The following is a 12,055-nucleotide window of genomic DNA, read 5'->3' as shown; positions in this document are numbered from 1 at the left end:
CCGTCTAATTTGAACTCATATCTCATTTTGTTGTTTTAAATTAATTTTAGTTATTGAGTCCACTGTCAAACTTAAACTATTGACTTGTTTTTAATTATAAATTTGTTATTTAATTACAGGTTGAAATTGAGGGGTAACGTAGAAATATTCGATTGACAGTTATTTATAGGTGACTAAAGTCACGTTTCTTTGCCATTTCTCGATTCGACAACTTCCATTGATAATAATCCCAACAACAACGAACAAGAATAACTGGGATATATTATGCTTTATGACCTTATTGACCACGACCTAATTGATGTCATTAACCACTCTGAATATAAGTGGGAAGATGCAGTTAAAGAAACGACTCGTTATTTGCAAGACAAAGGTTACGTTACCGATAACTACGCAGACGCGATCATTCAGTCAACGCATGATAATGGACCTTATTATGTTCTTTGTCCAGGCATTGCTATGCCTCATGCCCGTCCAGAAGCAGGTGTACTAAAGACTGGGTTAGGTATCCATGTTTTTTCAACCCCAGTTGATTTCGGTTCAGAAATGGGACCAGCGAATGTCTTATTAACATTAGCTGCAAAGGATTCAGATACACACATCGAGGTTATTCAAGCACTTAGTGAAATGTTAGTTGATGAAGAAAACATTGCCAAGCTAGCGGGTTCATCTTCAAAAGCTGACGTACTTGAAATTATTAAAAGCTACTAAGAATAACCTTTGAAAATAAGGAATATACCGTGTCTACAAATATAAGAGCAAAAGTGCAATCTTTTGGTGGTCATTTGACTGCGATGGTATTGCCAAATATTGGAGCCTTCATCGCATGGGGCTTTATTACTGCATTATTTATTCCTACAGGTTGGATGCCTAACGAATATTTTGGTGAATTAGTGGGCCCTATGATCACTTATTTACTTCCTCTGCTTATTGGTTATACCGGTGGACAAATTGTCGGGGATAAGCGTGGTGCAGTTGCTGGTGCGATAGGTACCATGGGTGTTATCGCTGGCGCTGAGATTCCAATGTTTGTTGGCGCAATGATCATGGGGCCATTGAGTGGCTGGGTGATCGTTCAAATCGATAAACGCTTACAAGACAAGATCCCTTCAGGTTTTGAGATGGTGGTAAACAACTTCTCGCTAGGCATCTTCGGCATGTTGATGTGTCTATTTGCTTACGCGATTGTTGGCCCTGCTGTGACTGCTGCGAACCTATTCGTTAAATCGGGTATCGAAGCGCTTGTAGCAACTGGTTTTCTACCGTTACTTGCCATTATTAATGAACCAGCAAAAGTACTGTTCCTAAACAACGCTATCGACCAAGGTATTTACTACCCATTAGGTCTGCAAGCGGCGGCGGAAACGGGCAAATCGATCTTCTTTATGGTGGCGTCAAACCCGGGTCCTGGCCTAGGTATGCTTTTGGCTTACGCGAAATTTGGTCAAGGTCTAAGTAAGAAATCAGCACCAAGTGCAATCATCATTCACTTCTTCGGTGGTATCCATGAGCTGTACTTCCCATACGTGCTAATGAAGCCAATCATGATTGTTGCGATGATTGCTGGTGCGGCGACAGGTATTGCCACGTTCAACCTACTTGATGGTGGTCTGGTTGCTGGCCCTAGTCCTGGTTCGATTTTCTCTTACTTAGCTCTCACACCAAAAGGTAGCTTCTTCGCAACCATCGCAGGTGTGGCTTCAGCAACGGTTGTGTCTTTCCTTGTCGCAAGTGCAATCCTGAAAGTGAGCAAGAAAGAACAATCAGAAGACGAGTTTGAACAGTCGATAACCGACATGAAAGATATGAAAGCAGAAGGTGTGGTAGCAAAAGCATCAGCTCAGGCTTCAACAGAACAGCCAAAAGAAGCAAAGAACATCAAATTTATTGCCTTTGCATGTGATGCGGGAATGGGCTCAAGCGCCATGGGAGCATCGACTTTCAAACGCAAACTAGAAAAAGCTGGCTACGATGTTCAAGTTAAAAACTTTGCCATCGAAAAAGTCCCAACTGATGCCGATGTGGTGGTGACTCACGAGAGCCTAGAGAATAGAGCGATTAAAGCAACGGGTTTACCAGTAGTGACTATCAAGAACTTCTTACATGACCCTGCATTAGACAACCTAATGAATACCATTGGTCAACAAGCTTAATTTAAATTTTGGGGCCACTCAGTGGTCCCACTTTCGGAGAGAAAATCATGACTCAAACAACTGCTGCTGTTATCCGTGGTGAAAAAGATGTTCAACTTAGAACGTTCGATCTTCCAAAAATTTCTGATGATGAACTTTTAGTTAAAAATATCTCAAACAGCATCTGTCTTTCTACTTACAAAGCAGCACTGTTAGGCAGCAACCATAAACGTGTACCGGGAAATATTGCTGAAGTACCTGTAATGACAGGCCATGAATACGCAGGTGTGATTGTAGAAGTAGGTGCTAACTTACAAGACCGTTTTAAGCCGGGCGAACCTTTTGTACTGCAACCTGCTATGGGCTTGCCAACAGGCTACTCAGCAGGCTACAGCTATGAGACATTTGGTGGTAACGCGACGTACTCAATCATCCCTAAGGTAGCGATTGATTTAGACTGTGTTCTGCCATACAAGAGCTCTTACTATGCAAACGCATCGCTTGCAGAGCCAATGTCATGCATCATTGGTGCGTTCCACGCAAGCTACCATACAACGCCTTACGTATATGAACATCAAATGGGCATCAAAGAGGGCGGTGCTCTTGCATTGTTAGCATGTGCAGGCCCTATGGGTATTGGTGCAATTGACTACGCGATTAATGGTCCAGTCAAACCAAGTCGAATCGTTGTCACCGATATTGACGAAGCGCGCCTAGAGCGAGCTGCGAGCCTAATTCCTGTATCAAAAGCAGCAGAGAACGGTATCGAACTGTTCTATGTGAATACCGCTAAGTTAGAAGATCCTGTCTCACACCTTAAGCAGTTGAATGATGGCAAGGGGTATGATGATGTCATGGTGTATGCCGCAGTTGCACAAGTGCTTGAGCAAGCGGATGAGTTGCTAGGCAATGATGGTTGCTTAAATTTCTTTGCTGGCCCAACGGACAAGCAGTTCAAAGTACCATTCAACTTCTATAACGTTCACTACGAAGCGACTCACATTGTTGGCACTTCTGGTGGCTCTACGGGTGATATGGTCGAGTCTATTGAGCTTTCAGAAGCGAATAAAATCAACCCTTCATTTATGCTGACACACGTTGGTGGTCTAGAAGCAGCACCGCATACAATTCTCAATCAGTTAGATATTCCGGGTGGCAAGAAATTGATTTACCCACATATCGACTTACCGCTGACAGCGATTGACCAATTCCATACACTGGCAGAGCAGTCTCCATTCTTCCTGGAGCTTGATGAAATCTTGAAAGCCAATAATTACGTTTGGAATGAATTGGCAGAAAAAGCGCTACTTGAATTTTATGATGTGAGCTTAACCGTTTAATATGGTTCATTATTGTGGTGGCGAGCCTGCCACCACAGCTTCATGAGGTAATTGATATTTTGTTGCAAGATGAATTATTGGATGCATTGGAACAGTGTGATTCCGCGACGAGTTTGATCGAAGCGTCTAATAAGTTAATAAACCAAAAACTGAAAAAGCTATTACCGAACGTGTTTGTTCAAGATGCTTTGGTGATGGAGTACGCCGTCGTACCTCTTTTAAAAGAAGATGGGCCTCTTGTGACAACCGACGTCGCCTCTAAATTGATGTTTGCGATGGGTAAGATCTCTTTGGAAACCTACGCAGATATTGGCTTATTCGATCAAATGTATGAATACACTAGTAAGCAATCGCAAGTGCTGACATTTGGCGATGACATGGTTTACGACTTCATCAGTAATCAATCAAACCTCTCGAAAGGCAAAGATAGCTTCTACTTAGATTCAATTAACCAATTAAAATTCTCGTCATTCGATTCATTCACTCAAACACGTTACGAATCGCTGATTAAAACAGTGCTGAAACTCTGTTGCGAGAACTTGTTGGAAAGTATTGAGAAAGAGATATTAGGATAAGGTTGAACATGAAAGTTTCCTTAAATGTGAGTGGCTTTGAAACCGAAGCGACATTCCCTGATAAAGATATTGAACAGATTCATAAACCACTGGTTGAAAAATTTACGCGACTTTTTGAGCAGAAAAAAGAGCGTACGATTATCTTTTTGTGTGCGCCTCCTGGCAGTGGTAAATCGACGTTAGCCGCGTTTTGGGAGCATTTGTCCCATCACCAAACCAACGTTGAGCCACTTCAGGTATTGCCATTTGACGGTTTTCATTACCCCAATGAGATATTGGACTCAAACTACATCGTTCGTGATGAAGAGAAAATTAAACTCCGTACCATTAAAGGCTCTCACGAAACGTTCAACCTAACCTCGTTGATCGATAAGTTGAAACAGCTGAAAGTAAAAAATCCTACGTGGCCGTATTACGATAGAAATCTTCATGATCCTGTGGATGACGCAATCTCGGTAGACAAGGACATTGTCGTGATTGAAGGCAACTGGTTGTTACTGAACGAGCCTGTTTGGAATGGATTGCATGAGTTGGCTGATTTCACCATCTTCATAGACACCGACGCTAAGTTCCTCGAAGAGCGCTTAGTAAACCGCAAGGTGCGAGGAGGTACCACATTAGAAGAGGCGGTCGAGTTCTATAAAAATTCAGACTCAAAAAACGTCGATAAAGTGTTAGACAATTCTATTCCTGCTGACCTAACACTCTTCATGAGTAAAGACGGTTCGTTTCAAATCAATTAAACAATTTAGGAGGTCATAATGGAGATTGTTGTCGACAGCCATACTCATACATTGGCAAGTGGCCATGCCTATAGCACCATTATCGAAAATGCACTGGCATCGAAAAATAAGGGGCTAAAACTCCTTTGTACAACGGATCATGCTCCTGAAATGCCGGGAGCCCCCCACTACTGGTTTTTCAATAACCAAAGGATTTTGCCCCGCTTTCTGCACGATGTAGGTATCTTGCGTGGTGTGGAAGCCAACACACTGAACACTGCTGGGGAGTTGGATCTTCCTCCCTCTTCTTACCAACACTTAGACTGGGTGATTGCGAGCTTACATGAGCCAGTTTTCAAGCCCTCGACGAAGCAAGAACATACACAGGCGTTAATCAACGTTATTAAGAGTGGCAAAGTTGATGTGCTAGGGCACTTAGGGAACCCAAACTACAAGTTCGATATGGAAGCGGTTCTGCTGTGCGCAAAGGAGCACAATGTTGCAATTGAAGTGAACAATACGTCACTGACAGGCAAGAGCCGAAAAGGAAGCGATGTGCGATGCTCAAAAATTGTCGAGATCGGCAAGCGAGTTGGCGTTTACTTTTCTACAGGTTCTGATGCGCATTTCTGTGAAGAGATTGCTCATCTGGGTCTTGTAAAAGCATTACTTGAAAAGCACGGTGTGGAAGAAGACAAAATAATCACGACCTCAACATCCCGATTTTTGAACTTTTTATTATTGCGCGGTAAGAGTCGTATCGAAGAATTTACACACTTATATTAAGTGTGTTGCTGAGTTAATGATTACTGGTATCAAAAAGCCCAAAGCTAATAACTTTGGGCTTTTCCGTATCTGGTAACCAGCATTTTATAATGAATTTTTAAAAAGAGAATGCTTGGTGATAGAGAACTGATTGGTTGATTAATGCATGCCTGAGCGCATTTTGTCGGCGAGCGCAAAGAAGACAAAAATCACGAAGCATACTAGAGCAACACACAGTGAAGCTATGATTGTAGTTGCGTCTTTTGATATCAATGGAACAACGATAGAAGCTAATGCAACTAACATAACCAAGATATGAACGATTCGTCCGATGATTGGGTTTTTATGACAGAATGAAGCCCAGAGGTAACGCATTTTTAACACCAGTATAATATTAGTGGGTTTATTCTATTTTCTTAATGAGTATTTTGTAAATAACATTCTGTTACAAGAACCAGTAAATATGATCTAAGTCGTTTTAGTATAAAACTGATTAAATAACAGAAGGTTATTTGTATTATATAGAATGTTTATCATCTAAATAAGAAACATAGTATTCCGTATTCTTTGGAATGCTAAGTCAAATATTATTCAACTTTTTGTTTCTTGACTTAAGATCTCATTTACTGAGTATTTTATTAAGAGATCGTTTGCGTATAACCATTGATATCGCAAATGCCAACCGAATTAGAATCAGCCTAGAGCCTGTTATTCGTTTTACGTTATTTATCAAAGCGACGCCTCAAATTGAGAACGAAGTAATCTTGTGAGTTTTTCGGTTTGATATACTCAGTATTCATTCGATAAAGATGATGGAGATGATATGTCGAAAACCGCGAAGATCATTAATGAAGATAAGCTGGTAAAAAAAGCAGTTGAAGTCGGTTTTAAGATGGCAAAGCTACAAGGTTTTGATTTGCCAAATTCATCCCAACCGATAAAGGTTAAAGCGGTGTACTTGTTCCTTGTTGAAGTCAATCAGATCACACCGTTACCGGACGACAAGCTTGATGGCGCGAACATTAAGAAGCGTTTAGCACTCTGGCTTCATAAGGCACTGCCGGATAATGACCCGCTAAAATAAAGAAGTTCTGAATACTGGTGCAGTTCACCTGATTTGAACTGATGATTGGCAACCTTTCCCCTAATCTCACTTATTGTTTTAATGTACGAAAGCCTAGCGATTACTCGCTAGGCTTTGTTTTAAGCGTTACCTTTCAATAACTCGAGTAGAATTTTTCGCTATGGGTACAATGACATAGCTGACTTGTTGCCCGTTCACTTGTTTGGTTTGACTGCGGATGGCTTGACCATCTACGATTAACGTTGGGTAATCGCCATAGAACCATGCTTCCCATTCGAGGGCATGCTCAGAACGGTTGGTAAGCGTTGACTTCGTGAGCCCATCATGACGTAGGGTTAGCTCATGCTCACCCATTGGTAACTGATCCACACTTAACCATTCTATGTCATTGGTGAGGTGAGAAGCTGTCGACACTCGGTGCTCTGCGGCGTTTGGTTTTATGCCCATTAAGCCTTCAATCGTATTTGAAATGAATGTAAAGGATATTTCTGGGTAGTCACCATTGGTTCCTTGAGTTGGACGTTCGTGTGGCTCATCTTTAGTGTCCATTATGTACTGCATCCACTTCCATGCTTCGGCATTGCGATTATATGGAAAGTAGGTTTCAGGAATGTAGGTGTAGGCTTCAATATTGTTTGGTGCCTCTGGTGTGCTACCAATGCCATCGCCTAGATTGTTAGCAATGAAATCAAGATACCTGTTGTTTCTTTCTCCTGGTTCAGTGATGAGTTTCATCGGCATGAACCAACTATTCTCCTTACCAAAATCGTTTAGGCGGAGCCCATCTTTTTGAACAATGTTAACGTAGTTCTCTAGTGGTTTATTTGGATCTACGACGCTCCAGTCTTCATTAAAATAACGCTTAAGTTCTTGGGCTTTTTCTCGCCAGAGTGTGGCGTCATTATATTCTTCTCGTGCTTCTAACATTGCTGAGTAAGCGAGAGTAGCTTGGTATTGTGAGCCAATTCCGTCACCGGCTTCGATTGGAAACTCTCCTCGTTCGTTGTACGTTGCAGAGCCTTCAAAAATACCGCCATAACCTTCAGCGATACCATTTGGATCTTGGTCATCATGTAGCTCGATGTAATCGGTGAGAACCTTGGTATAAAACTGCCAGAGATCATCATCTTCTATATAGCGTTTGTCTCCTGTCCATTGATATTGCTTCCATGCCTTTTCAACAAATTCAAACTGTGCTGGCACTTCACGAACAAACCAATTGTCGTCATCATAATCAATAGTGTGTGGCGTACCATCGAAATTAATAGCCCATAGTGTGTACCACTTTCTTGACTCTGTTGAGTGCTTGGCGAAGGTTTTGAACATTGAGAAATTTTCTGGTTCAAGCCCTGCGATTTTTGCGCCACTTGCTTGGTGTAAGAAGTCTCTTGAGTAAAAGGCTGTTCGGTCAAAATAGCCAGCCCAATAAGATGGAATGTAATCTGCGCTGCCATCACCATCGTTATTGTATTCATCCCGGTTCACGAGGTCGTGTTGACCTGTCATTACAAAGCGCTGAGTTTTCTCCATAGCCCATTCGAAAGAGTCTTGAAGCTTCGTATTCGAAGAGGTGACCACCACTTGCTTTTCTTTCTCGATAGCCGTGATCGTCCACTGCTGTTCTTTATTGTTGTCATCTATCACTGCTATTTGTACCGGCTGACTGAAGTCGATGACATCACCTGTGTTGATAGACGAATAGCTGCCTTCAGAGATTAGGAATTTTCCTATGGTTAATGTGGTTAGATCTGTGCCAAACGGGACCTGGAACTTTATATCCCTAGAAATCTTATTAACGCTAGTGACACCGACTTGTTCTTGAGTTGAGAACTGAATAATTTGGTTGAAATGTAGAGGTTTACTTTTATTACTTTTGATTAACGCAACGCTGTCGACACTGACCCCTCCTTGGTTAGAACCTGAGAACCAGACTTTTAGCTGCTCGCCCTTTTCTAGTGGGATGTGTTTTAGGTTTTTTCGTTGATATTTGGTGCTTTGTTTTATTTTGTCACTCACTAATATTTGATCGGTGAGGTTAGTCATTGCGAGGGTGGCATCGTTTGAAGGACTAATAAAATACGCGGATAAATCGTAGTAGCCTGTCTCGGGAATCGTTACGATTTGACTGATGTGGTGATTCTTGCCTTGAGCGATACGACCTCGGTATTCTCCTTCATGAGTGAAGTCATTTTTGATATTAGAAAACCAATAGCTCCATCCTAACCCTTTATTTTCAAAGCTAGGGTTAGTAAGAATGTTGTCGTTTTTTTGTGCGTGTGCCCCAGCTGATAGCATGAGGGAACAAGTGATGGCAGAAGCAAGTACTTTGAGTTTCATACGGATCTCTTTTATTGGAAGTAGAAAGGCTAGTGAGGGGGGGGGATGAACGTCAATGTGGTCGAAACCTCCATTGACGTCGCTTTATGATTTATGTTGCTTGTGCCGGTTCTGTCGGTTTCGCGGTTTCCCCTTTGCTTGAGCCATCATTTGTAATGTGATCGTATTTCTCGGTTAAGTGATCTTGAATCTTTTGGTGATAGGCACCGTTCAGTTTGTAAAAGCGGAAGTAGATGATTAACGCAATGGCAAAGAAGAAAGCAGGTAGGCCGACCATGATGCATTGCATGCCGAATACGGTTTCAGGGCTTTGCGTTACGTTGGGCACATAATCAACAGCGGTGAGTGCGATGCCGATAAAGAAAGCGGCGAACGCAGAACCTGCCTTTACGACCAAGGTTTGCACTGAGTAAGCGATACTTTCACAACGAGAACCCAGTTTAAACTCACCGTAATCGACCGTGTCTGCCACCATAATCACGTTCAATACCCAGAACAGAGCGGTACCGATTTGTAGGAAGACGCCTGCCGTTGATATCAGCAGAATGCTTTGTTTGTCATACATGCCGACATAGATGAGTACTGCGCTGCCTAAGATAGGGAAAGTGGATGCACAGGCCCATAAAACTCGGCGTGAGAACATTTTCGCAAGTTTAGGGAACAACACTAGAGTGATAAGGTTCGCGATACCTGCATACGCCATGTAGTACGGGAACAGCTCTTCATTGCCGACCACATAAGTAAAATAGTAAACCGCGAAGGCGGTAATGATGTTGGTCGCAAGGTTGTAAGACAACGCCATACACAGAACACTGGTCAGTTGGTCGTTTTTGTAGATAAGTGACAGTAGTTTTTTGAGTGAAACCTTTTCTTCAGGTTGAGTTGTGTCTAGGTTGGCGGTTGAATAACGTTCCTTCACATTACGCAATGTAATGAAAGTTGATACCAAGAAACAAGCGATCAGCAAGAGTGTAAAAATCTGGAAGCCGAACCCTTTGTCGTCACCACCTACGTAATTCACGAAAGGCATCGCGATAGCCGCAGTGACAATCCAAGCTAGGCTAGCAAAGAAGCGAGGATATGGGACGAGCTCTTCACGTTCACGCTTATCTAAGGTGAGTGTTGGAACCAATGACCAAAAAGGAATATCCATTAATGTGTAGGTCATGCCCCAAAGAATATAGGTGACAGCAGCGTAAGCGATTAGCCAAGGGCCTTCGATATAGTGAGCACTAAACACCATCAATAGAACGACTGAATTGGCGAGCGTGCCGATTAAAATCCAAGGCTTGAATTTACCCCAACGAGTGCGGGTATTGTTGACCAGCCATCCCATAATTGGGTCATTGACCGCATCCCAGATACGTGCGACGAGGAAAATAGTACCGACTGCAGCGGCAGAAATACCGACCACATCGGTGTAGTAAAACATTAGGTACATATAGACGATGGTGATTGCGAAGTCTTTACCAAATGCGCCAAAGCCGTAACTTAGCTTGGTATTCATTGAGATACTCATTGCCACTCCTTACGCCTCCTCACTGAGAAGGCGTTAATATTCACGTTATTGTATTTTTATTAGTATGAAATTACTTGTTAACCCACTCTGGTAACCAACCTTGATGAGCCTCAATCAAGTCATCAACCAGCGCGTATATTTCTTCTATTCCAAGTACTGCGGCGGTATGAGGATCAAGCATCGCAGCATGATAAATACGGTCGCGGTTTTCAGTGAGAATGGCTTCGGTTAATAGAGTTTGAACGTTGATGTTGGTTTGCATCAATGCCGCTAAGTGATTTGGTAGGCGACCAACTTTGATCGGTTGCACACCATTCGCATCAACTAAACAAGCGACCTCAACACAGCAACCTTGCGGCAGGTTATCGATTAAGGCTTCATTTTTAACGTTGCCATAGATGACGCTCGGTATACCTGTCCAGATGGAGTTCATGATGGTGCTAGCGTACTCATGAGATTCTTCAACGGTGATCTTATCGGCCGTTTTGAACTCTTGAAGATCCTTTTTCCAATCGGCAATCTGTTCGACACAACGTTTAGGGTATTCATCAAGTGGCACTTTATAACGTTCAATTAAATCTGGACGATTTGGCTTGATAAAATAAGGGGTATATTCAGAAAAATGTTCAGAAGACTCTGTCACAAAGTAGCCAAGCTTCTTAAACATCTCATAGCGAACTAAGTTGGTGCAACGACCATTGTGATAAATACCCGGTTTCGGTGCTTGGCCACTCTCAAAGGCTTCCAGTAGGTCAGGATAAATGTCGACGTACTCGCCACTTGCTGTTTTCTTCTCGAGGGTAAGGTAGTAAGCCATGTGGTTGATGCCCGCGCAGGTGTAGCGAAGGTCTGCGTAATCTAAGTCTAGGTCTCGTGCTAGTTCTTCAGCAGTACCTTGTACAGAGTGACATAAACCGACTTGTTTAATGTGCGGATACTTCTCGTACATTGCCCATGTGTTCATTGCCATTGGGTTGACGTAGTTGAGCATGGTGGCGTTCGGGCAAACCTCCGTCATATCTTCACAGACACTCCAAAGATGCGGGACTGTGCGCAGTGAACGCATTATGCCGCCCGGACCAAGTGTGTCTGCGATTGTTTGTTCCAGACCATGGCGCTTACACACCTCGAAATCGGTGACGGTACAAGGTTCGTAACCGCCGATTTGGAAAGCGATGACGACAAAATCTGCGTCTTGTAGCGCTTCTTTCTGATTTAAGTGACATGAAATAGAGCCAGTAGCGCCTGATGATTCCATCAACTTACTGACGACAAGATGAGACTCTTCTAAACGGGTCTCATCAATATCCATTAAGGCGACATGAGCGTTTTGTAATGCCGAACGGTGGAAAACGTCACCAAGAATGTTCTTAACAAAAATGGTTGAGCCGGCACCGATGAATGTGATCTTAGGGCTTTGCATAGTGGAATCCTTTATCTCTCTGAGTTCTTTGTTGATGCAGATAAATTACACCTAGAACCCATGTTGATTCGTCTCAGATAATCTAATAGCTCTCCTGTTTTCTAATATTTTTAAATCACTACATAGAAATCTTAGGAAATGGGATAACTTGCTGGCTTTTA

At 42.6% G+C, this 12,055-nt stretch carries 11 protein-coding genes; 7 read left to right on the top strand and 4 right to left on the bottom strand.

Annotated features, from left to right (window positions below; translation table 11 throughout):
* The first annotated feature begins 264 nt into the window (after positions 1-264).
* From MSG36_RS01720 to MSG36_RS01695, 6 genes are read left to right on the top strand one after another with little or no spacing between them, the layout of a single operon-like run.
* Entirely contained in the window at positions 265-708 is a 444-nt protein-coding gene (locus tag MSG36_RS01720; protein WP_050620302.1) for a PTS sugar transporter subunit IIA, read from the top strand.
* A gap of 29 nt (positions 709-737) precedes the next feature.
* Positions 738-2,150, top strand: a complete 1,413-nt coding sequence (locus tag MSG36_RS01715) for a PTS mannitol transporter subunit IICB (RefSeq protein ID WP_082152263.1) — start codon at positions 738-740, stop codon at positions 2,148-2,150.
* A gap of 47 nt (positions 2,151-2,197) precedes the next feature.
* Positions 2,198-3,469, top strand: coding sequence for a zinc-binding dehydrogenase (locus MSG36_RS01710; protein ID WP_248365912.1), 1,272 nt, complete (start codon positions 2,198-2,200; stop codon positions 3,467-3,469).
* Between the two features lie 56 nt (positions 3,470-3,525).
* Positions 3,526-4,044 (top strand): MltR family transcriptional regulator, encoded by a 519-nt coding sequence (locus MSG36_RS01705; RefSeq protein WP_164091097.1) that lies wholly within the window; start codon positions 3,526-3,528, stop codon positions 4,042-4,044.
* Between the two features lie 8 nt (positions 4,045-4,052).
* Positions 4,053-4,787, top strand: a complete 735-nt coding sequence (locus tag MSG36_RS01700; RefSeq protein WP_050620304.1) for a nucleoside/nucleotide kinase family protein — start codon at positions 4,053-4,055, stop codon at positions 4,785-4,787.
* 18 nt (positions 4,788-4,805) lie between these two features.
* Entirely contained in the window at positions 4,806-5,552 is a 747-nt protein-coding gene (locus tag MSG36_RS01695) for a phosphatase (protein ID WP_248365911.1), read from the top strand.
* 138 nt (positions 5,553-5,690) lie between these two features.
* Here the strand turns inward: MSG36_RS01695 and MSG36_RS01690 are convergent, their stop codons facing one another.
* Positions 5,691-5,906: a hypothetical protein gene (locus tag MSG36_RS01690; RefSeq protein WP_017065847.1), complete on the bottom strand. Its 216-nt coding sequence runs from the start codon at positions 5,904-5,906 to the stop codon at positions 5,691-5,693.
* Between the two features lie 448 nt (positions 5,907-6,354).
* Here MSG36_RS01690 and MSG36_RS01685 point away from each other — a divergent pair, with 448 nt between their 5' ends.
* Positions 6,355-6,615 (top strand): DUF5062 family protein, encoded by a 261-nt coding sequence (locus MSG36_RS01685; protein ID WP_017061084.1) that lies wholly within the window; start codon positions 6,355-6,357, stop codon positions 6,613-6,615.
* A gap of 126 nt (positions 6,616-6,741) precedes the next feature.
* On the opposite strand, the gene MSG36_RS01680 is transcribed toward MSG36_RS01685, so the two are convergent.
* The 3 genes from MSG36_RS01680 to MSG36_RS01670 all read right to left on the bottom strand — a co-directional run bounded on the left by MSG36_RS01680 (position 6,742) and on the right by MSG36_RS01670 (position 11,894).
* Complete coding sequence (locus MSG36_RS01680) at positions 6,742-8,952, bottom strand: hypothetical protein (RefSeq protein WP_248365910.1); 2,211 nt, start codon at positions 8,950-8,952, stop codon at positions 6,742-6,744.
* Positions 8,953-9,043: 91 nt separating this feature from the next.
* Entirely contained in the window at positions 9,044-10,471 is a 1,428-nt protein-coding gene (melB, locus tag MSG36_RS01675; protein WP_050620309.1) for a melibiose:sodium transporter MelB, read from the bottom strand.
* Between the two features lie 70 nt (positions 10,472-10,541).
* Positions 10,542-11,894, bottom strand: a complete 1,353-nt coding sequence (locus MSG36_RS01670) for an alpha-glucosidase/alpha-galactosidase (RefSeq protein WP_050643483.1) — start codon at positions 11,892-11,894, stop codon at positions 10,542-10,544.
* Positions 11,895-12,055: the final 161 nt, after the last annotated feature.

It is taken from the genome of Vibrio sp. 1CM8B (assembly GCF_023161685.1).
Taxonomy (GTDB): Bacteria; Pseudomonadota; Gammaproteobacteria; order Enterobacterales; family Vibrionaceae; genus Vibrio; species Vibrio coralliirubri.
This window is presented reverse-complemented; position numbering and strand designations above follow the sequence as displayed.

Excerpts from the sequence above, each read along its gene's own strand:
- MSG36_RS01690 (WP_017065847.1), bottom strand. The coding sequence starts at position 5,906 with ATGCGTTACCTCTGGGCTTCATTCTGTCATAAAAACCCAATCATCGGA.
- MSG36_RS01700 (WP_050620304.1), top strand. The coding sequence starts at position 4,053 with ATGAAAGTTTCCTTAAATGTGAGTGGCTTTGAAACCGAAGCGACATTC.
- MSG36_RS01685 (WP_017061084.1), top strand. The coding sequence starts at position 6,355 with ATGTCGAAAACCGCGAAGATCATTAATGAAGATAAGCTGGTAAAAAAA.
- MSG36_RS01670 (WP_050643483.1), bottom strand. The coding sequence starts at position 11,894 with ATGCAAAGCCCTAAGATCACATTCATCGGTGCCGGCTCAACCATTTTT.
- melB (WP_050620309.1), bottom strand. The coding sequence starts at position 10,471 with ATGAGTATCTCAATGAATACCAAGCTAAGTTACGGCTTTGGCGCATTT.
- MSG36_RS01720 (WP_050620302.1), top strand. The coding sequence starts at position 265 with ATGCTTTATGACCTTATTGACCACGACCTAATTGATGTCATTAACCAC.
- MSG36_RS01695 (WP_248365911.1), top strand. The coding sequence starts at position 4,806 with ATGGAGATTGTTGTCGACAGCCATACTCATACATTGGCAAGTGGCCAT.
- MSG36_RS01680 (WP_248365910.1), bottom strand. The coding sequence starts at position 8,952 with ATGAAACTCAAAGTACTTGCTTCTGCCATCACTTGTTCCCTCATGCTA.
- MSG36_RS01710 (WP_248365912.1), top strand. The coding sequence starts at position 2,198 with ATGACTCAAACAACTGCTGCTGTTATCCGTGGTGAAAAAGATGTTCAA.